19 protein-coding genes are annotated in these 24,462 nt (G+C 73.0%); 10 read left to right on the top strand and 9 right to left on the bottom strand.

The window, feature by feature from the left end:
- Positions 1-20 precede the first annotated feature (20 nt).
- Together araA and ACZ3II_RS23550 are read right to left on the bottom strand one after the other, a co-directional pair.
- Complete coding sequence (araA, locus tag ACZ3II_RS23555; protein WP_465519855.1) at positions 21-1,505, bottom strand: L-arabinose isomerase; 1,485 nt, start codon at positions 1,503-1,505, stop codon at positions 21-23.
- 233 nt (positions 1,506-1,738) lie between these two features.
- The gene (locus tag ACZ3II_RS23550; protein WP_465519888.1) at positions 1,739-2,722 is read right to left on the bottom strand and encodes a LacI family DNA-binding transcriptional regulator; all 984 of its coding nucleotides are present in this window, start codon (positions 2,720-2,722) and stop codon (positions 1,739-1,741) included.
- A gap of 169 nt (positions 2,723-2,891) precedes the next feature.
- On the opposite strand from ACZ3II_RS23550, the gene ACZ3II_RS23545 reads away from it, so the two are divergent.
- From ACZ3II_RS23545 to ACZ3II_RS23530, 4 genes are all read left to right on the top strand, one after another.
- A complete protein-coding gene (locus tag ACZ3II_RS23545) occupies positions 2,892-4,313 on the top strand; it encodes a DUF2252 domain-containing protein (protein ID WP_465519854.1) in 1,422 nt (473 codons plus the stop codon).
- A 93-nt stretch (positions 4,314-4,406) separates the two neighbouring features.
- On the top strand, positions 4,407-4,820 hold the full coding sequence (locus ACZ3II_RS23540) for a PPOX class F420-dependent oxidoreductase (protein WP_465519853.1): 414 nt from the start codon (positions 4,407-4,409) through the stop codon (positions 4,818-4,820).
- A gap of 68 nt (positions 4,821-4,888) precedes the next feature.
- Complete coding sequence (locus ACZ3II_RS23535) at positions 4,889-5,329, top strand: DUF6292 family protein (protein ID WP_465519852.1); 441 nt, start codon at positions 4,889-4,891, stop codon at positions 5,327-5,329.
- Positions 5,330-5,391: 62 nt separating this feature from the next.
- Positions 5,392-5,829: a hypothetical protein gene (locus ACZ3II_RS23530; RefSeq protein WP_465519851.1), complete on the top strand. Its 438-nt coding sequence runs from the start codon at positions 5,392-5,394 to the stop codon at positions 5,827-5,829.
- A gap of 1,118 nt (positions 5,830-6,947) precedes the next feature.
- Here the strand turns inward: ACZ3II_RS23530 and ACZ3II_RS23525 are convergent.
- A complete protein-coding gene (locus tag ACZ3II_RS23525; RefSeq protein ID WP_465519850.1) occupies positions 6,948-8,546 on the bottom strand; it encodes a hypothetical protein in 1,599 nt (532 codons plus the stop codon).
- A 3,381-nt stretch (positions 8,547-11,927) separates the two neighbouring features.
- Between ACZ3II_RS23525 and ACZ3II_RS23520 the strand changes: the two genes are divergently transcribed.
- On the top strand, positions 11,928-13,136 hold the full coding sequence (locus tag ACZ3II_RS23520) for a tetratricopeptide repeat protein (RefSeq protein WP_465519849.1): 1,209 nt from the start codon (positions 11,928-11,930) through the stop codon (positions 13,134-13,136).
- Here the strand turns inward: ACZ3II_RS23520 and ACZ3II_RS23515 are convergent.
- From ACZ3II_RS23515 to ACZ3II_RS23490, 6 genes are all read right to left on the bottom strand, one after another.
- Complete coding sequence (locus ACZ3II_RS23515; protein ID WP_465519848.1) at positions 13,133-14,194, bottom strand: GGDEF domain-containing protein; 1,062 nt, start codon at positions 14,192-14,194, stop codon at positions 13,133-13,135. The two genes, ACZ3II_RS23520 and ACZ3II_RS23515, sit on opposite strands and share 4 nt — an antisense overlap.
- A gap of 62 nt (positions 14,195-14,256) precedes the next feature.
- Positions 14,257-15,441, bottom strand: coding sequence for an ABC transporter permease (locus tag ACZ3II_RS23510; protein ID WP_465519847.1), 1,185 nt, complete (start codon positions 15,439-15,441; stop codon positions 14,257-14,259).
- Positions 15,428-16,108 carry an ABC transporter ATP-binding protein gene (locus tag ACZ3II_RS23505; RefSeq protein ID WP_465519846.1) on the bottom strand — a complete coding sequence of 227 codons (681 nt, stop codon included), beginning with the start codon at positions 16,106-16,108 and terminating at the stop codon, positions 15,428-15,430. The genes ACZ3II_RS23510 and ACZ3II_RS23505 overlap by 14 nt, the downstream gene beginning before the upstream one ends.
- Positions 16,105-17,448 carry an efflux RND transporter periplasmic adaptor subunit gene (locus ACZ3II_RS23500; protein ID WP_465519845.1) on the bottom strand — a complete coding sequence of 448 codons (1,344 nt, stop codon included), beginning with the start codon at positions 17,446-17,448 and terminating at the stop codon, positions 16,105-16,107. The genes ACZ3II_RS23505 and ACZ3II_RS23500 overlap by 4 nt, the downstream gene beginning before the upstream one ends.
- Positions 17,449-17,558: 110 nt before the next feature.
- Entirely contained in the window at positions 17,559-18,260 is a 702-nt protein-coding gene (locus tag ACZ3II_RS23495) for a L,D-transpeptidase family protein (protein ID WP_465519887.1), read from the bottom strand.
- A 172-nt stretch (positions 18,261-18,432) separates the two neighbouring features.
- On the bottom strand, positions 18,433-18,981 hold the full coding sequence (locus ACZ3II_RS23490; protein ID WP_465519844.1) for a CAP domain-containing protein: 549 nt from the start codon (positions 18,979-18,981) through the stop codon (positions 18,433-18,435).
- Positions 18,982-19,185: 204 nt separating this feature from the next.
- Between ACZ3II_RS23490 and ACZ3II_RS23485 the strand changes: the two genes are divergently transcribed.
- The 5 genes from ACZ3II_RS23485 to ACZ3II_RS23465 all read left to right on the top strand — a co-directional run bounded on the left by ACZ3II_RS23485 (position 19,186) and on the right by ACZ3II_RS23465 (position 24,454).
- A complete protein-coding gene (locus tag ACZ3II_RS23485) occupies positions 19,186-20,481 on the top strand; it encodes an acyltransferase family protein (protein WP_465519843.1) in 1,296 nt (431 codons plus the stop codon).
- A 100-nt stretch (positions 20,482-20,581) separates the two neighbouring features.
- The gene (locus tag ACZ3II_RS23480; protein WP_465519842.1) at positions 20,582-21,073 is read left to right on the top strand and encodes a chemotaxis protein CheW; all 492 of its coding nucleotides are present in this window, start codon (positions 20,582-20,584) and stop codon (positions 21,071-21,073) included.
- Positions 21,070-22,461 carry a CheR family methyltransferase gene (locus ACZ3II_RS23475; protein ID WP_465519841.1) on the top strand — a complete coding sequence of 464 codons (1,392 nt, stop codon included), beginning with the start codon at positions 21,070-21,072 and terminating at the stop codon, positions 22,459-22,461. The genes ACZ3II_RS23480 and ACZ3II_RS23475 overlap by 4 nt, the downstream gene beginning before the upstream one ends.
- A complete protein-coding gene (locus ACZ3II_RS23470; RefSeq protein ID WP_465519840.1) occupies positions 22,458-22,988 on the top strand; it encodes a chemotaxis protein CheW in 531 nt (176 codons plus the stop codon). Before ACZ3II_RS23475 ends, ACZ3II_RS23470 begins: the two co-directional genes overlap by 4 nt.
- Positions 22,985-24,454, top strand: coding sequence for a methyl-accepting chemotaxis protein (locus ACZ3II_RS23465; protein ID WP_465519839.1), 1,470 nt, complete (start codon positions 22,985-22,987; stop codon positions 24,452-24,454). Before ACZ3II_RS23470 ends, ACZ3II_RS23465 begins: the two co-directional genes overlap by 4 nt.
- The last annotated feature ends 8 nt before the right edge of the window (positions 24,455-24,462 follow it).

The raw sequence follows: 24,462 nt of genomic DNA, 5'->3' as shown, positions 1-24,462 counted from the left end.
TCTCCTCTTTGAGAACGGTGTTACAGGGGGCGAGCCAGGCGGTGGTACGCCTGGTTCCAGCGCACCCGGTCGGAGAAATCGGCCGGTGTGGTGCGCTCATCGATCAGCAGAAGCTCGGTCTGAGCCATTTCGGCGAAGTCGCGCAGGGTTTCCGCGCCGACCGCCTGGGTCAGCACCGTGTGGTGCGGGCCGCCGGCGGTGATCCAGCACTCGGCGGAGGTGGACAGCGACGGGGCGGGCTTCCAGACGGCACGTGCCACGGGCAGGTTGGGCAGCGGCTCGTCCGGCGGAATCACCTCGATCTCGTTCGCGACCAGCCGGAACCGGTCTCCCATGTCGGCCATGCCCATGACCACCGCCGGGCCGGGGGCCGCGTCGAAGACCAGGCGCACCGGGTCCTCCCGGCCGCCGATCCCCAGCGGGTGGATCTCGGCGCGCGGCTTCGCCGACGCGATGGACGGGCAGACCTCGAGCATGTGCGCGCCGAGGATCTTAGGCTCGCCCGGGCCGAAGTGGTAGGTGTAATCCTCCATGAATGAGGTGCCGCGTCCGGTTCCGGCGCCCATCGCCTTCACGGTGGCGACCAGGACCGAGGTCTTCCAGTCACCCTCGCCGCCGAAGCCGTAACCGTCGGCCATCAGCCGCTGCACGGCCAGACCCGGGAGCTGGCGCAGGCCGCCGAGGTCCTCGAAGTTCGTGGTGAACGCGCCGAACTCGCCCTCGGTGAGGAACTGGCGCAGGCCGGCCTCGATGCGGGCGGCGTAGCGGAACGACTCCAGGCGCTCCCCCAGCAGTTCGGGGGCGATCTCGAAGACGTCGCGGTACTCGGCGATCAGCTTGTCGATCTCGGCGTCGGACACCCGGTCCACGACCTCGACGAGATCGTTCACCCCGTACGTGTTGACCGAGACGCCGAAGCGCAGCTCGGCCTCGACCTTGTCGCCCTCGGTGACCGCGACGTCGCGCATGTTGTCACCGAACCGGGCCAGCCGCAGCCCGCGCAGGTGCTGCAGGCCGGTCGCGGCGCGGGCCCAGGCGTCCACCCGGCTGGTCACGGCCGGGTCCGAGACGTGCCCGGCGATGACCTTGCGCGGGACGCCCAGGCGCGCCTGGATGAACCCGAACTCCCGGTCGCCGTGGGCGGCCTGGTTGAGGTTCATGAAGTCCATGTCGATGGTCGACCACGGCAGCGACGCGTTGTGCTGGGTGTGCAGGTGCAGCAGCGGCTTGCGCAGCGCGTCCAGGCCGCCGATCCACATCTTGGCCGGCGAGAACGTGTGCATCCAGGCGATGATGCCGATGCAGTTCTGGTCGGCGTTCGCCTCCTGCATCAGGCGCTTGATCGCGCCGGAGTCGGTGAGCACCGGTTTGCCGACGATCTCGGCTCCGGGCAGGCCCGCGCCCAGGGTCCGCTGGATCTCGGCGGACTGGTCGGCGACCTGCTGGAGGGTCTCCGGGCCGTAGAGATGCTGGCTGCCGGTCAGGAACCAGATCTGCGGTTTCATCGGGTTGTCCTTCGTTCTTCTGAAAGTGTCAGGCGGACTGCGCACCACCTGATCATCACCCGCTCCGGAACCCGCCCGCAGGCATGCGGCCGTATCTCCGCCGGGTGACCGGGGAGGTGGCCGCGACCACACCCCGGCGGGCTGACCCCAGTGTTATCGCTAACAAATACGGTGTCAACGGCAGTTGGCAACAACGAGGTAACGGCCCATTAACGCCGTCCGGGGAGAATCGGTCAGGCGCGGCCCGGCGCGCTCTCCCGGACGATCAGCTGCGGCGGCACGATGATCTGCTCGGCGACGCCGGCGGGGTTCCGCATCTGGCCCAGGAGCAGGCCCAACGCGGCCCGGGCGACGTCGCCGAAGGCCTGCCGGACGGTGGTCAGCGGCGGGATGAAATACGCCGCCTCGGGCACGTCGTCGAAACCCACCACCGCCACCTCGTGCGGCACCCGGCGGCCGCGCTCGTGCAGCGCCCGCAGAATGCCCAGGGCCAGGTGATCGTTCGCCGTGAAGATGGCCGTGACCTCGGGCATCCGGGCCAGCATCTGGCCGGTGCGGTACCCCTCGGCGGCGGACCAGTCGGCCGACAGCAGCGGCGGCACCTCCCGGCCGGCCGCCTCGAGGGTCTGCCGCCAGCCCTGGATGCGCCCGGCCGAGTCGAACCAGTCGGTCGGGCCGGAGACGTGCCAGACCGTCTCGTGACCGGCGTCCAGCAGGTGCCTGGTGGCCGCCCGGGCCCCGGCCACCTGGTCCACCGTCACCAGCGGCCGGCCGCTGGCCGGGTCGCCGTCGATGAAGACGACCGGCAGGTCACCGGGGATCTCGGCGAGCGCCTCGGTGGCCGAGGCGGTGTTGGCGATCACCACCAGGCCGGCCACCCGCTGGTCCAGGTGCCGGTCGACCACCGCCGAGATCGAGGCGCGGTCCAGCTCGCGGACGCTGCCGACGCTGACCGCGAAACCGGAGTCGGCGGCGGCCTGCTCGAACTCGCTCAGCATGGTGGCCGGGCCGAACAGCGTGCTGTTGCGGGCGACCACGCCGATCAGCTGGGAACGGCCGGTGACCAGGGCACGGGCCGCCCGGTTGGGCCGGTAGCCGAGCTCGGCGATGGCGGCCCGGACCCGGATGCGGGTCTGCTCCTTGACATTGGGATGATCGTTCAGCACGCGCGAGACCGTCTGGTGGGAGACCCCGGCCAAACGGGCCACATCCGTCATCGCCGGGCTACGGCTAACCTTGTCCACTTGCGTACCTCGTCCGATCCGGTTCTGATGGAGCGTAGCGAACCAGCCGCAGCGCCCGCGCGTAGCGGAAATGTTATCGATAACATCCGCTTTTCACGAGCCCCGCGCGGACAGTCGCCATCGCACCGTAGGCTCGGCAGCGATGGAACCGGCATTGACGATCAACGGCCCGAGCGTGCTCGGCAGCCTAGCCGACGAGGGATTCACCTCGTTACGGCGGGCCGCCGCCCCGCGAGCCGAGCGCTACGAGATAGGCCGGTCCCTGCGTGACCGGTCCCCCCGCTCCGACATGGCCCACTGGAAGACCCCGGACCGCCGGCCCGATCCGGTGATCCAGGTGGCCGCCTCGCACGAGGGCCGGCTCGAACGGCTCATCCCGGTCCGGGTCGGCCGGATGATCCAGTCGCCGTACACCTTCCTGCGCGGCACCGCCAACCTGATGGCCGACGACTTCGCCTACCTGCGTTGCACCGGCATCAGCCCGGTCATCTGCGGCGACGCCCACCTCGGCAACTTCGGGTTCTACGCCTCCCCGGAACGCGAGCTGGTCTTCGACCTCAACGACTTCGACGAGGCGCACCCCGGGCCGTGGGAGTGGGACCTGCGCCGCCTCGCGGTCAGCGTGCACGTCGCCGGCCGGGTCAACGGCTTCCGCGAACACGACTGCTCCGACGCGGTCAAGCACTGCGTCATGTCGTACCGGGAACAGATCGCCCACCTCGCCGAGCAGCCGCTGCTGCGCCGGTCCTTCGACCAGTTCGACGTCGCGGCCATGCAGTCGGCCGCCACCCGGGCCAGCTTCCGGGAGGAGATCGAGCGCGCCGCCCGGCGGGCCCGGCGGCGCACCAGCGACCGGGCGCTGCCCCGCTTCACCGAGCGCAACGACGGCGCGATGCGGCTCGTCGAGGAGCCGCCGATCATCACCCGGCTGCCCGCCGGCGAGCACGACCAGCTGGCCGAGGCCCTGGACGGCTACCTGAGCTCGCTCAAACCGCACTGGGCCCGCATCCTCGGCGGGTATCGCATCGTCGACATCGCGCACAAGGTCGTCGGCGTGGGGTCGGTGGGGCTCCGGGCGTACGTCGCGCTCTGTGAGGGCAGCAGCCCCGACGACGTGCTGTTCCTGCAGCTCAAGCAGGCCCGCCGCTCGGTCGTCGCGAAACACCAGCACGGCGCGCTGGCCTGGCACCGCCATCAGGGGCAGCGCGTCGTGGAGTACCAGCAGGCGCTGCAGACGGTCAGCGACCCGCTGCTCGGGTGGACCACTGTCGGTGAGCACCAGTACTACGTGCGGCAGTTCCGCGACATGAAGGGCGCCATCGTCATCGAGGACATCGACGCGGGCGCGCTCGCCGACTACGCCGGGATCTGCGGCTTCCTGCTCGCCAAGTCGCACGCCCGGACCAGTGGCGCGTCGATGATCGCGGGCTACGTGGGCAGCGGGGAGAAACTCGACGAATCGCTCAGCCGGTTCGCGCGGGCCTACGCCGACCAGGTCGAGAAGGACCACGCCGCGCTGGTCGCCGCGGTCCGCCGGGGCGACCTCCCGGCCGAGCCGGCATGACCCCCTCTCCCCCAGGATGCGGTTCCCTCACGGTGGCATGATCCTTTGGATGTACGGCCGACAACGGCACGATCTTTCTCTGGAGGTACGGCCGTGAGCGGCGTCATCCCGATCGACTCCCCCGCCCTCGTGCAGTTCTGGACCGAGCGCCACCTGTGCACGCTCACCACCCTGCGCGCCGACGGATCCCCGCACGTGGTCGCGGTCGGCGCCACCCTCGACCCGGCCACCGGGATCGCCCGGGTGATCTCGTCCGGCGGCTCGGCCAAGGTCCGCCACGTCCTGCGCGGTCAGCAGCGGGTGGCGATCTGCCAGGTCGAGGGCCCCCGCTGGAGCACCGTCGAAGGCGTGGCCGTGATCCGCGACGACCCGGCGTCGGTCGCGGACGCCGAGCAGCGGTACGCGAGCCGGTACCGCCAGCCCCGGCCCAACCCGGCCCGCGTCGTCATCGAGATCGAGGTCACCCGCATCCTCGGCTCCAACTCGCTCCGGCCCCAGGCCGGCTGAGCCGCCACCGCTCGCCCCCGCGCCTTCCGGCGGATGATGGCCACGACAGCGCGACACGTGGAGGAGTCATGCCGGGACCGGGATGGGCGGGGCATGCGGCGTACATCGCGGCGGTGGCGGCAGCGCTGGAAGCCAGCGGGATACCGGTGGCGGACTGGCGGGCGGACGGCGGGACCCCGCGGGACGGGTGGATCCCGTTCGATCTGGCGCGGCAGGTGCGGATGCACGGGCGGCCGGTGTGGGACCACGACGAGGCCGGGATCGCATGGTCCGAGGAGGACGGGTGGCACCTGCGGACCGTCGACGATCCGGCGGGGCGCGGGGCCCGTACCGTCAAGGGTCTTGATCTCGCGGTGACCGCCGCACCCGGCGTGATCGCCCGGACCGTCGCGGACCTCGCCGGGCTCCCGCTCGCCGGACCGGCCGCACAGGCGGTCCCGGACGACCCCGGGGAACCCCTCGAGGAAGCGCTGCTGCGGTATTCACGGAGTCGCACAAAAGCCCGTTGACGGGTGGCGGGAGGCGGCGGAAGGTCGGGGGTAGACGACCGTACCCGTCGGAGGAAAACCCCGTGAACCTCCTCGACGCCAGCCGCATCGCGCTGATCATCGCCACCCCGGGCATCGTGGTGGCGGCAGTCCGTCACGTTCCGCGGTGGTGCGCGGCAGCAGCGGAACGCTGGCGGCACCGTGGGCCGGAGACACCGGCCCCCTACGGACCGCCGATCGAACGGCTCGCCGCGGATCTGCGGCGCCTGCTCCGGCTGCACGGCGAACTGGCGGCGTCGGCGCATCACGCGTACTGCGCCCATCGGCTGTGGGCGGTCGAAGCCGCGATCGGGGTACGGGCGGTCGAGGCGGCGACGGCCCTGGGAGTGCCGCATCCACACCCCGAGCGGGCCGCATCGCTGACCCGCACCGAACTGTCGATCCTGCTCAGCGCCCTGACCCGGGCGGGGCTGGTGCTGCCGTCGCGGGTCGGCGGCTTCACCACCGACGGCCGCCTCTGACGTCCGGCGGAGAGGGTCGCGGCGGCGGGAGGGGGAATCCCACCGCCGCTCCTCTCCCGGCGGTGACCGCCGGGATCGGGGCCCGCGCCGGTGAGTGGGGGACCGGCGGGGCCCCTGCGAAGCAGGGAAGATGACGGCGGTGGGAGGGGGAATCCCACCGCCGTCCCTCTCCCGGTGTCGCCTGCAGCCGGCCGTCAGGACGGAAGGGGGGCGCCATCCATCCGGCCGGTTCTGCGAGCGGCTGCACACCGGGAAGTCTCGGGACGCCCGGCGGCGGACGGCGCAGCCCACCGGCACGGTGCGTGACCGGGTGGCTGACACCGCCGTCGGCGGGAAGTCTCGGAACGTTGTGGTCGCCGCGTGGGGGCGGTTCGCACCGCCGCCGTCACGATCGGCGACTCGCTTGCGGTCGCCACGCGGGATGCACCGGCTCGGGCCGGCATCTCCACGGGCGGGTAGACATGAAATCGGGCGACTCGCGTCGCTGGCCGGGGACAGGGAACGGGTGGGTGTGGGAGAGGTCGGCGGCGGAAGATGGGCTCCCGCCGCCGCCTCCCGTCCCGGCCCCGCGCCAGGAGCCGCGGACCGTCGCAGGACGAAAGGGGGGCCTCGTTCTGCGACAGCGCGTCCCTGGGCGAGGTGCGGCCGCCATGACTGGGGGGCGGCGGCCGCCGGCCGGGTGGCTCGGGGGCCCGCTGTGGACATCGTCGGCCGCAGCGGGGCGCCCGGTCCGTGGACCGGGCGTACATCAACCGTGCCAGATCCGAAGTCCTTGATCCGCGAATGTCCATGGTGGCCTTCGCCACCCCGTCGTCACCTGTTCAGGGTCGCCCGCAAGTTCTTAGGTGACCTGAGAGGAAGCTTAAAAGGTTCTTAAGTCGACACGCCGGCCGTCACCTCGCGGCAGCGATCGTCGTTGATCGGAGTGCTCGCTCCCACCGGTCCGGGGCCCTCTCCGGATCATCGTCATAGTCACTGCTCAACCCGTTGAACCCGCGGCCGCCCCGGCACGTATACCCGGGTGGTCGCGTACGACCGGCGGGCTGCGGCGCCGGTGCGGCCGACGCTCGCGGGCCGTCCGTGAGGCCGGTGACGGGGATCCGCAGAGCGGTGGCGCACTACGCAAATCCGTGGTTAACCTTCCACATCCACCACGTGGCAGGCATTGATCGCGGAGCGCGAGGGGCGGGCACCGGGGTGCGGAGGTGGTACAGGGTGAGGACGGTGGCACTGATGCGGCGTCGGGGCGTTGGGATCTTCCCCAGCCGATTCGGGGCCGCGTCATGAGCTTCGAGGACGACGAATACTGGGCCGACGAGTACGACGAGTACTCGTTCATGCCGAGCTCCGCGGTCATCCAGGAGAAGCACTACAGCAAACGGACCAGCCCGGACCCGGTCATGCCGACCCGCCGCCGCGGAGGCGAACCGGACGAGAACGCCGTCCGCCGGCAGAAACGGGCCGTCTTCGACTCCGAACGGCCGAGCTGGCTCAACGAGCCCGACTTCGTGCCGGTCGACACCGACGTCGACAACCTGGTCGGCGACGACTTCGACGACATCGACTTCAACCGCCCCGAACTCGGCGTCGACTTCGACAAACCGGACTTCCCGATCGTCGACCCCGCGGCACGCCCGGATCTGCGGCGCGGTGCGGGCGGTCACCGGCGCGGCGCCGACGACCGCTACGAGCGTACGGGCCCGCGCGGCCGCGACGACCGGATCGCCGACCCGCGCCACCGCGACGACCGCCGCTGGGACGAGCCCGCCACCGGCCGTGACCGGCGCCGCGAGGAGTCGCGCGAGCGGTGGGACGAGCCCGCCCGTCGTGAGAACCTCGGCGAGACGAGCCGGTGGGACGACCGGCGTGAACCGGGGCGCTCCTCCGGCCGCGACCCTCTGGCCGACGACCGCCACGGCCTGTCGTCCGACGGACGTCGGGGCCTCTCCCCCGGCGACGGCCGTCGCGCTCCTGGTGTCGCCTCCGAGGACCGCCGTGGACCTTCGTCTGACGACCGCCGTGGTCCTTCTCCTGATGGCCGCCGTGGTCCTTCGCCCGATGACCGCCATGGTCCTTCGTCTGACGACCGCCGTGGCCCTTCCTCCGACGACCGCCGTGGCCGGGGGCGCCGGACGGTCGAGGCGCGGCCGGACGAGCTGTGGGACGGCGAGAAGGACCTGGGCCGGGATACCGCCGCCCGCGCCGGCGACAGGTGGGAGACCACCGAGCCGCGCACCATCGAACTGGGCGCCGACGAGTTCTGGGAGGAGCCGGAACGCTCCCGCGGCACCGCCACCCCCATCGACCCGGACCGGCAGCGGGGCCGCAGCCGCCCCGTCGACGGCGCCGGACGAGCCGCCCCGATCTGGGGAGACGACGACTTCGGCCCGATCCGTCCGGCGGGCGGCCGCCGTCCCCGCCGCGACGAGACGGAACGTCCCGCCGCCCGGCGGGACGAGCGGGCGGTCACCGGTCGCGCGCAGGTTCCCGGTCCTTCCCCGGACTTCTCCGGTACGGGCGACGAGCACCACGACATCCCCCGGCCGGATCGGGGCACCGGCTTCCCGGCCCGGGACGACGGCCGTCCCACCCTCGACCAGGCCGAACGTCGCCCCACCGCGGGCGGCGCCTGGGCCGGCGACCTCGTCGGCCACCGCCCGCCGGAGCAGCCGGGTCCCACTACGCGGCCGGGAGCCGTACCCGAGGAGACCGGTCACCGGGAGGATCTCCGCGCCCCGGAGCCGGTGGACATTTCCGGCCTCGGACGGGCCGGCCAGAATCTCTCCGAGCCGGCGGCGGCTTCCACGGCCCCGGCTTCGGCGGCCGCCCTCGAAGGCCAGGTGGACGGCTCCGGCGGCTGGGATCCGCGACGGCCGGGTGGCGCCACGGGTGTCGCCGGCCGGCGGGCCGGCAGCGAGATGCCGGGCGATGCTCCGGACACTCGTGACCAGTGGGTCGGCCACGAGAGCCGGGGCGACGGCGAGCCGCGACGGTCCGACGATGTCGGCGGGGTTCCGGAGTCCCGTGAAGGCCTTACGGTGGGCGATTCGCCGGAGATGTCCCGCGGCTGGATGCCACCGGCAGGCGCGGGTGAGGAGACGCGGAACTCCGCATGGCAGGCCTCGTCCGGGCCGGACCTGCCCGGAGCCGAGGGACCCACGTCGGATCTCAGCGAGGCGCCCGAGCGCACGGCTGACCCGCGCGAAGCGATGGCAGGCAGCCCGAACCCGCGTGGAATCGGAGGGCGCCCGGCAGGCCCGGAGGAAACGGGCGGGCACGCAGCGGACTCACGGGTAGCCGACGGGCACTCCCGGGGAACAGACAGGCACGAACCGGACTCGCGGGCAGTCGACGGGCACCCAGTGGGCCCTTGGGTAACCGACGGGCACGCGGCAGATCCACGGGCAACCGACGGGCACGCGGCAGGCCCACGGGCAACCGACGGACACGCGGCAGGCCCACGGGCAACCGACGGACACGCGGCAGGCCCTTGGGCAGCCGACGGGCAAACGGTAGACCCCCAGGTAACCGACGGAGGCGCGGCGGAACCTCGGGGAACGGGTGGGGACACGCCGGACCAGCGTGGTGCGGACGGGCAGGCGGCGGAGTCGCGGCCCGGTGGGCGTGGCGGATGGCGGGCCGCGATGGCGCGGCTCGTGCCGGGGCAACGGAACTCCGGCGGCGGCGAGGTCGCGGAGCCCACGGTCGATCTTGCGGGCCGGGAACGGTCCGGGGTGGCTCCGGTGGACCCGCGCGGGAACCAGACGGGCGGAACGTCTGCGGGGCCGGGCGCTGCCGGGGGTGCGGAAGGGCCGAGGGTGGTACGGCGGGCCGACCCGCCCGTACCGCCGAAGGTCGTCAGCAAGGCCACGCCGCCACCCGCACCACGCGTGATCAAAGCTGAGCCGCCGGTGACGCCGCGTGTGGTCGCCGCGCCGGCGCCGGTGCCGCCGGCGCGCGTGATCGGGCCGAACGGGCCGCAGCCTGCAGTGAACGTCGTTCCCGGGAGCCCTGCTTCGGGTTCCACGACCGCTGGCCGGGATGCCGCGGTGCCGTCCGGGAATCAGGACTCCGCATGGGGCAGGACGAACCAGACAGCGGATGGATTCCCGGCGTACGGCGAGAACGTCACAGAAGGTGACCGCAACACGTTCACGAACCGTCAGGATTCCCTCGTGGACGACGGTCGCGGCAGCTCGGCGACGTATCGGGAAACTGGGCCGGAGGGTACGCGGAGTGCGCCTGCGGGCTACCCCGAAGCAAGGGTGGACGGTGCGCGGGGCGCATCTGCCGGCTACTACGAACCGGGAGCGGACAGTACGCGGAGCGGGTCTGCGGGTTACCACGGACCGGGGGCGCACGGCGGACAGAACGTTCCTCTGACTCATCAGGATCCGGCGGCCACCGGCAGCCGGATCGGTGAGGTCCGGCAGGGTGACGCGGGGGACGCCGGACGGGCGGATGTGCCGCAACAGCGGTCGCGGAGGTCGCCACGGGCGGCGCACGTGTTCCTGTCCGAAGGGGACGGGCCCTGGGCGATCGTTCCGGATGCGCAGCCGCCGGGTGATGCACGGCCGGTTTCGCCGGCACGGCCGCCGGTTTCGGGGATTCCCGGACAGCCGACCACAGGCGGGATGACACCGGGAATGATCCCGGGGCAGCCGGCCATGGGCGGGACAACGCCAGGAACGCTTCCCGGGCAGCCCGTCGCGGGCGAAACAGCGCCGGGAACGCTCCCCGGGCAGCCGGTTGCGGACGGGACGATGCCGGGAACGTCCCCCGGACAGCCGTCGCCTACGGCAGCGTGGCCTCCTCCCGCACAGGCGGGGCCGGAGCCCTCGATGGCATGGCCGCCCGCACCGGCCGGAACCCAGGGACCGACCGGGCCGACCGGCATGGCCGAACAACCGGCGGCGGCGATGGCATGGCCGCCCGCTGCCCGGTCCGTGCAGGTGCCAAGCGAGGTAGCACCCGGGGTGCCACAACCGGGACAGGTGTTCCCGGCGAACGGGCCGAACGCCGACGTCCCGGCGAACCGGACGCGACCCGCCCCGGCCTCCCCGGAGCGTGGGCGGCACTCCGCACCCGTTGCTCCGGCAGGCGGACCGCTTCCGGTTTCGGGCGTTCCCGTTCCGGGTCCGGCGAGCGAGCCGCGTCCTGTCACGGGTGTTCCGGTGGACGGGGCACGACAGGCACCGGGCGTTCCGGCGTACGGGACGCGACCGGCGCCGGTGGGTGGCTGGTCGGCGGATTCCGGGCAGGGAGCTGGTACGGCGACGCCTCGACCGGAGACGAGTCAGCCCGGTACGGCAGGCGGTGCGGGCCGTACGCAGACCAGCGGCTGGCCGACCGTCCCGGCACATGAAACCAGGTCGGCGGACCCCTCAGGGGGGACGAACCCGGCCCATTACGTCGAAACGGACGCCGCACGGACCGGTACCGGCGGCTGGCCCGTGATCCCGGCGCAGGCGGTGCCGGTTCGGACCCGGCCGGATACGAACACGGCTGGGCCGGGCAACGGCACAGCATGGCCGGGCGGACCCGGCGAACCTTCCGTTCTGGCGCGGGGTGCGGGTTCGGCGGAGCCGCGATCGGGAGCGGGTACGGCGGACTCGAACCAAGCCGAAACCCGCCAACCGGGACCGATGGCGGGACGGGGCGGTCAGAGGCCATCCTCCGCTCCCCCGGCTTCGGGCTTCGGAACCGGCGCGCCTCCCGTCTCGCCCGCTCCGAATCCGGGCTTGGCGGCCGGCGGTATTCCGGTCCCGCCTGCTCCCGCTTCGGGCTTTCCGGCGGGCGGCACACCTGTCTCACCGGCTCCCGGTTCGGGCTTCCCGGGCGGCGGCGCTGCCGGTTCGGCTGTTCCGGGGGGTGCGGCGGCGACGGCGACGGGTGAAGCGGCGCGGCCTACCGGCAGTGACTGGAACGGGCCCACGCCGATCTCGTCGCCTCCGGTGGTGGGTGGTGAGCGGCTACGGCAGGGCGAGAGTGATGGCGTCGTGCCGCGGCAGGCGGATGGCGAAGGGGTGCGCGGTCCGAGCGGCGAACCGCTGGGACCGGGCGGGCTTGGGCGTACGGCTGAGCGCCCGACCATCGCGATGCCGCAGCCCGGTGGGACGGTCGCCGGCGACACGGCGGTGGCGGGGCGGGAGCGGATCGGGTTCCCGCTGATGCGGCCCGGTACGGAGGAGACTCCGGCCGAGGTGGACCGGCCCTACATGGATCCGGACGGGACCCTGCACAACCTGCGGCCGATAGCGCGGCTGGAGACGTCGGGGCCGACGGAACCGCAACGGACCGCGGAGAGCGCGTTCGGCAGTGGCTGGTTCGTGACGAAGGCGCCGGCCGCCGCGGAAGCGGACGACGCGGGACCGCATGCGGCGGCGAGCACCTCGGCAGCCGAGCCGGATGCGATGGGTCGGCAGGTGCCGGCGACACCGGGCTCGGACGCCGGACAGATCACCCGGAGCGATGAACGAAGCGGACGTATCGGCACCAGCCAGGACGCCCCCGCCGAGACCGAGCCGGCAGGAACTGAGCAGGAGAAGCCGCCGGCGGAACCAGAACTGGCGACAGGCCCGGCAGACGCCGGGAAGACCGGCGCAGACCACGCTGAGGCCGAGCAGGACGGTACCAGGCCGGAGGACAAGCCGCCGGCAGGGCCGGAGCTGGCGCCGCATCTGCCGCTGACCGCGGCGGATCTGTCGGCGATTCGGTGGCGGCTGGACGGGGCGACCCTGCGTGAGGTCGTCGACGACCGGCAGGCGCTGCGGGATCTCGGGGAGCGCCTGGACGGCCCGCTCGCCGACGAGGCGGACAACATCGTCAAGGCGGGGCTGCTGAGCGTACGCGCGGAGGTCTACCGTCTGCTCGGCGAGCTGGGCATGGCCGCGGCGGCGAGCCGGCTGGCGCTGGCGCATGCCGAGTCGGCGCAGGATCTGCAGTCGCAGGTGATCGCGCAGGCGGAGCTGGCGCACGTGCTGCGGTTGCGGGGCGACTACATGGAGGCGGACCGGCTGTTCCAGCGGGCGGTCGACGCCGAGGTGCCGGCGGCGGTGCGCAGCGTGGTCCACGAGAACGCCGGGCGCAGCTGTTTCGATCAGGGACGGCACATGGAGGCGCTCGATCACTTCGCCCGGGCGGTACGGCTGGGCGCGGCCGAGGACACCGATCTGGTCGAGCGGATCGGGGTCTGCCTGGAGGCGGTCTACATTCACGTGCTGCGGGACGGCTGGGGCCCGTACCCCCGCAGGTCTCCGGAGATCTTGACGCCGTTGACCGGGAAGGCGGCGGCCGACAGCGCCTAGGTGTGCACCGCGCGCGGGGGCGGGAGCTGGTCGACGTTCTGCCGGGGTGGGCCGGCGTGCGCCATCATGCTGCGGCCCCGGCCGCCCTCCTTCGCCTGGTAGAGGGCGGCGTCGGCGACCCGCTGCAGCTCCTCGGGGCCGGTGGCGTGGTCGGGGGTGACGGCGATGCCGATGCTGAGCCGGGGTGGGCCGCCGGGCAGGTCCGTGGTGGCGGTGACCAGGGCGCGGGCGGTCTCGGCGAAGCGGAAGGCGGCGTACGGGCCGGCGCGCAGCAGGACCGCGAACTCGTCGCCGCCGAGCCGGGCGACCAGATGCCCGCGGCCCTCGGTGGCGTCGCGGAGGGCGCCGGCGACGATGCGCAGCGCCCGGTCGCCGACGGCGTGGCCCCACGTGTCGTTGATCGTCTTGAAGTGGTCGACGTCGATCATGACGAGGGCGACCGGGTCGTGGGTGTTCGCGGCGGCGACGGAGCGGGCGAGTTCGGCGTCGAAGGCGCGGCGGTTCGCGGCGCCGGTGAGCGCGTCGGAGGTCGCCTGGCGGTTGAGGACCTCGAGGAGCTTGTCGTTGCGTTCGCGCAGGCCGGCGACGACGACGGCGGTCATCGCCATGGCCACGGTGATCCCGATCCAGTCGTGCAGCGCCTGGGTGGCGGGCAGGAGCAGCATCGCGGTGAGAGCATGACCGGCGGAGATCTGCACGACCGTGATCGTGATGATCAGCCGGTTGAGGAAACTCGCGGCGTACAGCAGCGGCCACAGATAGAACAGCTGCGCGCCCGTGCCGGCGTCGCGGGTGGCGACGTTGAGCCCGGTGATCACGGCGGCGGCCGCGAACGGCATGGATCGCCAGAACAGGCCGGGCAGGCGTTCCGGGCGCCGCAGGCAGACCAGGCCGACGGTGAACAGGACGATCGAGGTGACGGCGAGCGTGATGACCTCGGGCAGCGGTTCACCGAGCTTCATGACGACGCCGGTCACGAAGTTGTAGGGGCCCGCGGCCAGCATCAGGTAGGCGACGGCACGGGCGGCTCCGTGTTCGTCGCGTATCCGATGGGGCAAGGCGTTCTCCTCCGGGTTCGGTCCGCTCCCTCATTCGGCCCTTACGCGAAGGATCTGAGTCGTTACTCGGTGCGCAGGGCGACGACCGGGTCGAGCCGGCCGGCGCGCTGGGCGGGGACGACGCCGAAGACGATGCCGACGGCCGCGGAGACGCCGAACGCGAGGGCCATCGACCACCAGGTGAGGGCGGCCGGGACCGGGCTGAGCCGGTCGACGAGCAGGGCGGTGGAGCCGCCGAGGAGCATCCCGAGCACCCCGCCGGTGGTGGTCAGGAGCACCGCTTCGAGCAGGAACTGGACGCCGATGTCGCGGGGGCGGGCGCCGACCGCCTTCCGCAGGCCGATCTCCCTGGTCCGCTCCCGGACCGAGACGAGCATGATGTTGGAGACGCCGACCCCGCCGACCAGCAGGCTGATCCCGGCGATGGCGGCGAGCACCCCGGTGAGCACGCCGAGGATGTCGCCGAGGACCCCGAGGATCTGCTCCTGGGTGACGGCGGAGAAGTCGGTGTCCGGGTGCCGGTCGGTGAGGGTGGCGACGACGGCGGCGGACAGCTCGCCGATGCGTTCCCGGTCGGGGGCGCGGATGGCGAGGCCGTCGATGCGTTCGGTGCCGAGCAGCCGTTGCGCGGCGGTGACCGGCACGTGCACCTCGCCGTCGCGGTCGACGCCGAGGCTCTGGCCGAGCCGTTCGAACGTGCCGATCACCCGGAACCGGACGCCGCCGATGGTGATCTGCCGGCCGATCGGGTCGCGGTCGCCGAACAGGTCGGTGGCGAGGCCGGCGCCGAGGACCGCGACGCGCCGCCCGGTGCTGACGTCGGTACGGGTCAGGTAGGCGCCGCGGTCCAGCCGGCGGACGAAGACGGCCGGGGTGGTCTCCAGGACGCCCTGCATGCTGGCGAACCCGGACCGGGACCCGGCCCGGACCGTCTCGCCGGAGTTGACGGTGACCGCGACCCGGCTGCGGTCCCCGACGACCCGGCTGATCGCGTCGACGTCGTCCATGGTCAGCGGGGACGACGTGGGCGCCGCGCCGGCCTGCAGGCGGCCGGGGACGACCAGGAGCAGGTTCGAGCCGAGGCCCTCGACCTGCTGCTCGATCTGCTGTTTGGTGCCGGTGCCGATGGCGACCAGGGCGACGACCGCGGCCACCCCGATGACGACGCCGAGCATGGTGAGCAGGCTGCGCAGCCGGTTGGCGCGCAGCGCGTCGAGAGCGACCCGCCAGGCCTCAGCCAGCCGCACTGATCAGCCCGTCCTTCATGACGATCTGCCGGCGGGCCCGGGCGGCGACGTCCCGGTCGTGGGTGACCAGGACGACCGCGACACCGTCGGCGTTGAGCGATTCGAGCAGGGCGAGCACGGACCGGCCGGTGGCCGAGTCGAGGTTGCCGGTGGGCTCGTCGGCGAGCAGCACGGACGGGCCGGTGACCAGGGCCCGGGCGATGGCGACGCGCTGCTGTTCGCCGCCGGACATCTGGTTGGGGCGGTGGGTGATCCGGTGGGCGAGGCCGACGCGTTCGAGCATGGCGGCGGCGCGGTCGCGGCGTTCCCGGCGGGCGGCGCCGCGGTAGACCAGGGGCAGGCCGACGTTGTCCTGCGCGGTGGTCCGGGCCAGCAGGTGGAAGGACTGGAAGACGAAGCCGATCGTGGTGTTGCGCAGCTCGGCCAGCTCGTTGGGGGTCAGCTTCGCGACGTCCCGGCCGCCGATCAGCAGGGTGCCGCCGGTCGGCCGGTCCAGGCCGCCGAGCAGATGCATCAGCGTCGACTTGCCGGAGCCGGAGGTGCCGACGATGGCCACGTAGTCGCCGGCCTCGACGGTCAGCGACACGCCACGCAGCGCGGGCACCGAGACGCCGTCCAGGTCGTAGGTGCGGCTGACGTCGTCGGCGACGATGGCGGGCGCGGTCACGGCGCCTTCTTCCCGGCGGAGACCTGGTCGGCGCCGTCGACCACGACCGGCTCGCCGGCGGTGACGCCGGAGACGATCTGCACGGTGTCCTCGCCCTGGACGCCGAGGCGGACCGGGATCGCCTGGTAGCGGCCGTCCCGGACGGTCCAGACGGTGTCCCGGCCGTCGGCGCTGACCACCGCGGACGCCGGGACGGTGATCGCGCCGGCGGCCTGCCGCACCTTGAGCCGGATCACCGCGCTCATCCCGGGCCGTGGGGTGGGCGCGGGCTCGCCGCTGTCGGCGTATCCGCCGTCGCCGAGGGAGAGCCGGACCTGGTACGAGACGCCGCCGCGGGCCGAGGTGGTGGGCAGCAGGTCGACCGCCGTGACGGTGGCGCGATAGGTGGCGCCGGGCGCGGCGTCCAGCTCGATGTCGGCCTCGACGCCCTCCTCGACCAGCAGCACGTCGGTCTCGTCCACCTCGGCGGACAGCCCGAGACTCCCGGTGTCGACGACGGTGACGACGGGGGTGCCGGCGGCGACGTAGCCGCCCTCGGGCACGGCGGCGTCCACACCCGGCAGGCCGGTCACGGTGGTTCCGGAGGGGACGCCCTGGCCGCCGGTGTTCAGCAGGTCGGCGAGCGAACCGCCGCCGCTCTGGGCCGGGCCGCCGAGCTGCACCACCCCGGCCACCGGCGCTTTCAGGGTGAGCGCGTCGACGGCGGCGTCGGCCAGCTCGAACGCCTGCTCGGCCTGCAGCCGCTGGGCGTCGGACAGCGAACTCATCGCGCGGCTGAGCGAGGCGACGCCGCGCTGCACCGACCGGAGCGCGGCGGCCGAGGCGGCGGAGGCGGTCCGGTACTGCTTCTCGGCCGCGTCGACCTGGTGCAGCAGGGCGATCTTCACCTGCGGGTCGGTGATCTGCGCGGCGGCGGCCCGGGCCTGCTGGAACGCCTCGGCCGCCTGCTCGTCGGTGCGTTCCCGGACGGCGGTGAACTCGGCAGTGCCGCCGGTGCTCACGCCGCCGCCGGACGGCGCCTGGTCGAGCGCCTCCTGGGCGGCGTCGCGCCGGCGCCGCAGCTCCGGGGAGTCGATGACGGCGAGCACGTCGCCCTTGCGCACCTGCTGGCCTGGCTCGACCTGGAGGTCCCGCAGGGTGCCGGCGGCGGGCGCGGTGAGGGTGGCGGCGGTCCGCGCGGTCACCGAGCCGGGCGCCTCGACGATCTCGTCGACGGTGCCGAGCTGGGCGGACCCGAGCCGGACGGAACTGGCCGGGTCGTCGCACGAGGCCGCGGTGAGCGGCATCAGGACCAGGACACCGGCGGCGATGATCACTGCACGTGAACGGCTGCGATACACAGTGGCCACTGTAGGCCGCCGTCCGCCGATCCTCATCCAACCGTGGGTTGATATGCGGAACGGGCCGTCCCCGATGGTCTCGGAGACGGCCCGTACGTGGCGGAAAAGGATCAGGTGCCGGGACGGCGCCCGAACGTCTTCACCGTCATGCCGATCGCGCCGAGGTCGTAGTACCGCTTCGCGTCAGCCGGCAGCAGGTTCACGCAGCCGTGCGACCCGCGCCACTTGTCGTGGATGTAGGTCGTGGTCTGGTGGAAGCCCATCCCGCCCTTGAAGCGCTGCCAGAACGGCAGCCACACCTCGTACGGGTCGGACCATTCCTTCTTCGTCCGCTTGTTGATCTTGTAGGTGCCGGCCGGCGTCCGGTACCCCTTCATGCCGGTACGGACGACGGTGGGCGTGGTGAGCACCTTGCCGTTCTTCATGACCCAGCTGGTCTGCAGGGTCAGGTTGACGCAGAAGGTGATGCCCGTCTTCTTGGCGCCGCAGGACGCCGTGTTCGACGCCGCGATCCGCTGCGCCACGTCGAACGTGGTCGGGCCGGCCAGACCCTTCGCCGGCTGGATGCCGAAACGCTTCTGGAACTTCACGATCGCGGCGCAGTCGGCGGCCGACTGCTTGCCGTCGACGGTGACCGGACCGTAGGCGCCGGACTTCTTGAGGTACGTCTCGAGCTGCCTCTGGTACTTACCGGTCGCGCACGACGCGGCAGCCGCCTTGGTGACCACCGCGGTGGTCACCGGCGCGGCCGCGCCGGCACTCGCCGGCGTCAGCGCGATCGCGCCGAGACCTCCACCGACCAGCACCGACATGACGGTGCCGGCGAGGCGGGCGGTAACCCGTCCCGTTGCCACAACTTCCTCCCCAGGAACTGATGTCCGCACATCGAAGCACAGCCGTCCCACCGATGACCTTCCGGAGAGGGGCAGTGACACGAAACCGGTATGCCATCGGCGCGCGCGGGCAGTCAGTTGAGGGAAGGAGTCACCGGGGAGTGGCGAACTCCTGCACCCAGTACGGGGTGCCGTCGGACGACAGGGCCAGGCCGACGCCCATCTGGTCCAGGCGGCAGTCGACGATGTTCTCCCGGTGGCCGGGGCTGTTCATCCAGTCGGTCATCACCTCGAACGGGCTGTCCTGGCCGCGGGCGATGTTCTCGCCGTACCGGCTCCACACGTACCCCGCGTCGGCGACCCGGCGGCCGGCCCGCTCCCCGCCCGGCGACTCGTGGTCGAAGTACCCGCGCCGGGCCATGTCGGCGGCGTGCCGGCTGGCCGCCGTGATCAGCCGCTGGTCGATCGTGATGGTCCCGCACCCGGCCGCCCGCCGGTTCCGGTTGACCAGCGCCAGCACCTGCTGCTGAACCGGGGCCTGCGGGCTGGTCGAGACGGACGCGGCGGTGACCGCGGTCCGCGACGCCACGATCGGGTCCGCTCCGGAGTCGCTCACCTGTCGCATCTCCAGTGTGTTCGCCTGCTGTGCCGCCGCCGCCATCAGGACGGCCGCACCGAGCACTACCAGAGGTTTCCGCATGTCCGCGCTGATTCCCTTCGGTCCGCCGGCGCCCCGGCCGATCCGGGGCGCTCGCCAGTTGACCAACGGCGGGCCGAGCACACGGGTCGCACAGTCGCACAGGATTCCGGCGTTCTTCCCACTACCGGGGTAATCCGCTCAGTCCACATGTATCGACCGCCCGTACGGTGCCGGCACCCGACCGGCCGCCGCTACCTTTCCCCGGTGCGAAATCGATACCTGGACCTGCTCCGTGCCGCAGCCATCGTCCGGGTCGTCGTCTATCACTCGTACGGCTGGCCCTGGCTGTCCATCGTGTTCCCTGCCATGGGCGTCATGTTCGCCGTGGCCGGCTCGCTGACCGCCGCGTCGCTGGACAACCGCCCCGCCGCGCAGGTGGTCACCTCCCGGGTGCGCCGCCTGCTCCCGCCGGTGTGGCTGCTCGGTCTGGTGGCCGTACCGGTGATGCTCCATCTCGGATGGCGGGCCGAGACCGGCGGGACCCACCCGTTCCAGCCGGCCACCCTGGGTTTCTGGATCCTGCCGCTGGGCGACCCGCCGGGCAGCGACGACGCCGCCTTCCTCTGGGACGCGCTCTGGTACGTGCGCACCTACCTGTGGCTGGTGCTGCTCTCCCCGCTGCTGTACCCGGTGTTCAAACGGGTCGGCTGGCCGCTGCTCGCGGCGCCGCTGGCGGGCATGGCGCTGCTGGGGCACGGCGACTTCGGCATGCCCGCGGCGGTCGAGTCGGCGTTGTGGGATTTGACCACCTACGGCGCGTGCTGGCTGGCCGGGTTCGCGCACCGGGACGGCAGGCTGTCCCGGCTGCACCCGGCGCTGACCGTGGCGGCGGCCGTGGCCCTCGGCGGGCTCGGCCTGCACTGGCTGTCCCAGGACGGCGCGGAGAACGGCTGGGACCTGAACAACGCCTCCGAGGCGCAGGCCGTGTACTGCCTGGCCGGGGTGCTGCTCCTGCTGCGCTGGCAGCCGTCGACGGACTGGCTGGGCCGGGCCGCGCCGGTCCGCAAGCTGGTCACGCTGCTGAACTCGCGCGCGGTGACGATCTACCTGTGGCACGGCGCCGCGATCGCCGCGACCTGGCCGGTGCTGGAGCGCGTCGGCATGGACGACCTGGGCGGCATGGAGGCGCCGGTGACGCTCGCCGTCACGTTCGCGCTCACCGCGGTGGCGGTGGCGGTCTTCGGCTGGGCCGAGGACCTGGCGGCCCGGCGGCGGCCCCGGCTGTGGCCGGCCGGCGGCTCCGGGAACCCGGCTCCGGAGAAGGCCGCCCCGGAGCCGGCCACCGGGATCACCCCGCTGCCGGCCGGCTGGCCGGAGAACGCGCCGCAGCGGGAGCCGGTCACCCAGCGGCTCCCGCGGGAGCTGCCGGTGGCGGGACGGCAGCCGGAGAGCCTGCCGGACGGGTACGAGGGCGTGCCGTGGAGCGGGCAGAACGCGCCACCCCAGGGCGGGCACCCGCTGCCGATGCGGTTCACCGGCGGTGACCGTGACCAACCATGAGCAGGCCGGTCCCGGTGGAGCGGGTACGGTTGTCCGACGTACCCCCACCTAATGCCTGAAAGGCGAGCGAAGCTCGCAAAACGCTGGCTAGCCTGAGGCCGTGGGGGGGCAGCCAGGCGGTGTGGACGAGGCGGTGGACTCCAAGGTCCTCGCGCTGGTCTTCCGTGCCGGGCCGGTGTTCTGCGCGATCGCGCTGGACGAGGTCGTGGAGACCATGCGGCCGCTGGCGACCCGGCCGCTCGCCGGGACGCCGCCCTACGTGCGCGGGCTGACCATCCTGCGCGGCGCCCCGGCCCCGGTGATCGACGTGACCCGGCTGCTGACCGGCGTCGACGGCGAGATCGATCGCTATGTCGCGGTGCGGGCCGGCCGGGGGCCGATCGCCTGCGCCACCGGGCCGGTGCTGGGTGTCCAGGACGTCCGGGTGGCGCCGCCGGACGGGCCGGCCGCGCTGTTCACCGGCGTCTCCAAGGCCCTGATCGCGGCGGTCGGCACGATCGGCGCGGAGCCGCTGCTGTTGCTGCGCAGCATCAGCGCGGTGCCGGACGAGGTCTGGGAGGCCGCCGGGCAGGCGGCGGAGGATCCGCCATGATCAGCGCGGCGACGCTGACCCGGTTCAGGGAGCTGCTGCAGAAGCGGCTGGGCTGGTCGTTCGCCGACAACGATCTGGGACCGGCGACCCAGGTGCTGGCCGCCCGGGCCCGGGCGCACGGGCTGACCGAGCGGGAGTACCTGGACCGGCTCGGCGGGCGGCGCTGGACCGCCGAGATCGCCGAGCTGGCGCAGGCGCTGAGCATCACCGAGACCTACTTCTTCCGGCACCAGGAGCAGTTCCAGGTGCTGCGCGAACAGGTGCTGCCGGAGCTGGTGACGGCCCGGGCCGGCCAGCGGGTGCTGCGGCTGTTCTCGGTCGGGTGCTCGTCCGGCGAGGAGGCGTACTCGCTGGCCATCACCGCCGCCGCCGGCCGCCCCTCCCCCGACTGGATCATCTCGGTCACCGGCGTCGACGCCAACCGGGAGATGCTGGCCCGGGCCCGGTCGGCGACCTACTCGGCGTGGTCGTTGCGGGACACCCCAGCGGAGGTACGGGAACGCTGGTTCCAGGACACCGCGGAGGGTCTCCGGGTGGCGCCCGAGGTGGTGTCCACGGTCCGGTTCGCCGAGCACAACGTCGCCACCGACGACCCGCAGCTCTGGCATCCCGCCCGCTACGACGTGATCTTCTGCCGGAACCTGCTGATGTACCTGACCGGCGAGGTCGCCGCCGCGCTGGTCCGGAAGATGACCCGGGCCCTGACCGACGGCGGGTACCTCTTCCTCGGGCACACCGATTCGCTCGGCAGCCGGCCCGACGGGCTGACCGTGCGCCACGCCGGCGGGACCGTGTACTACCAGCGGCGGCCGGACCCGGCGGACGTGACGCCCGCACTCTCCGCCCGCCCGGGCCGGACCGCCCGGCCCGCGCCTCCCGCCCGGCCGGCGCCTCCCGCCCGGCCGGCGCCGAAGCAGGACGACGGGCGGCGGGCGTACGGGCTGCTGCGCGAGGACCGGTTCGCCGAGGCCCTCGAGGTCCTCGGCGACCACGACATGCTGCTGCGCGGGGTGCTGCTGGCCCAGCTCGGGCGGGTCGACGAGGCCCGGGCCACCGCGCACCGGCTGATCGACGCCGGCGGGCCGCAGCCGGACGCCCACCAGCTGCTCGGCGTGTGTCACGAGCTGGACTGCGCGGATCAGGCGGTCGGGCAGTACCGGCTGGCGGCGTACCTCGATCCGCAGTTCGCCATGCCGCGGCTGCGGATGGGCCTGCTGGCCCGGCGGCGCGGCGACACCCGGGGCGCCGCCGACCACCTGGAAGCGGCGCTGCGGCTGCTGATCCGCGAGTCCGAGGACCGGATCGCGCTGTTCGGCGGCGGGTTCGGCCGGCTCGCGCTGACCACCCTGTGCCGCACCGAACTCGACGCCTGCGGGGTACGCCGATGATCGAGATCAAGGTCGCGGAGCGGGTGGCGCGGCTGCGCAGCGACTTCGACAGGTCGTTCGCCGAGCCGGCCCGGGTGTCCGGCGGGGAGTCGATCGAGCTGCTCGCGGTCAACGCCGGTGGCCGCCCGTACGCCTTCAAGCTCACCCAGGCCTCCGGGGTGCACCCGGACCGCCCGGTCACCGCGCTGCCGACCACCGTCCGGGCCCTGCTCGGGGTGGCCGGTTTCGCCGGTGTCGTGCTGCCCGTCTACGACCTGGCCGCCCTGCTCGGCCACCCGATCCCGGAGCGGCCGCGCTGGCTGCTGCTGACCGCCGGGACCCCACCGCTGGCGCTGGCCTTCCACGAGCTGGACCGGCATCTGCGGGTGCCGGTCGGCAGCGTGATCGACAGTGCCGCCGGTGACGGCTGCCTGCGCGGGGTGGTCCGGCTGCCGGACGGCGACCGGGCGATCGTCGACGTCCCGGCGGCCCGCGCACTCGTCCACGAACTGGCCGGACAGCGGCCCGTCCCCGAGGAGATCCGATGATGGCTGGACGAACGTACGGCCGCAAGCTGGCCGTGGGTGTCGGTGTGACGATCTGCTGCACCCTGCTCACCATCATCACCGCCCTGATCGGCCTGGGTGTGGTGGTGAGCGCCAAGGACGCGACGATCGCGTCGGCGACCGGGGACCTGACCGGCGCGGAGAACCTCAGCCGCACCATGGAGGCCCGGATCGCCGACTACCGGGCGTACCTGCTGGACGCCTCGGCCGAGAACAGCAGGCTGACCGACGACAACCACACCAAGTTCCGTGAGCAGCTCGACGACCTGCGCGGCACCGTCACCGACGAGGACGCCCGGGGCCTGCTGGACCGGATCGCCGGCCTGGACGACCGGCACGCGGCGGCCAGCCTGACGGTGATGAACGCCCGCGCCGAGAACGCCGACATACCCACCATCAACCGGCTCAACGACACCGAGGTGGTGCCGATCCGCAAGCAGCTGCAGAGCGCCCTCGCCGAGCTGATCGCGCGGGTGCAGGCGCGGGTCGCCGCCGACCGTACGGCGTCCTCGGAACGCGCCACCCAGGTGATGGCCCTGGTCATCGGGCTGGGTGCGCTGACCACCGGCAGCGCGATCGTGGTGGCCTGGCGGCTGGCCCGCGACCTGAAGCGTGAGGTCGGCGCGGCGGTCGGGCACATCCAGAGCTCCTCGGCGCAGCTGGAGGCCGCCGCCGCGCAGCAGGTCAGCGGCGGCCGGGACCAGGCCAGCGCGATGAACGAGATCACCACGACGATCAGCGAGCTGCTGATCACCTCGCGGCAGATCGCCGAGGCGGCGCAGCGGGTCTCGAAGATCGCCGAGGACACCGAGGCGGCGGCCCGGACCGGGGACGCCACCATCGACCAGACCCGCAACTCGATCATCGCGATCCGGTCCCAGGTCGACCAGATCGTGCAGCACATGCTGGCCCTCGGCGAGAAGTCGCAGCAGATCGGGCTGGTCGTGGACCTGGTGTCGGAACTCGCCGAACAGACCAACATCCTGGCCATCAACGCGACCATCGAGGCCAGCGGGGCCGGCGAGTGGGGACGCCGGTTCGCGGTGGTGGCCGAGGAGATCCGGAAGCTGGCGGACCGTACCGCGGCGTCGGCCAAGGAGATCCGGGCGCTGATCGAGGACGTCCGCGGCGCGGTCAACACCACGGTGATGGCCACCGAGATCGGGGCCAAGGCGGTCGACGCCGGGGCCCGGCAGTTCGACGACGCGACCGACAGCTTCCGGCAGATCGTGCAGCTCGTCGCGACCACCAACGACGCCACCCGCGAGATCGAGCTGTCCACCAAGCAGCAGACCACCGCGGTGGAGCAGGTCAACGTGGCCGCCTCGGACACCGCCCGGGTGTCACGGGAGACCGAGGCCAGCGCCGTGCAGACCAAGCAGACCGCCACCCACCTCTCCACCCTCTCCGGCGACCTGCTCGAACTCGTCGGCACCGGACGGCACTGAGAGGCCCC

Source organism: Actinoplanes sp. NPDC019969 (assembly GCF_055562375.1).
Note: the sequence above shows the minus strand (reverse complement) of the source record. Positions and strands in the feature narration are given on the sequence as shown.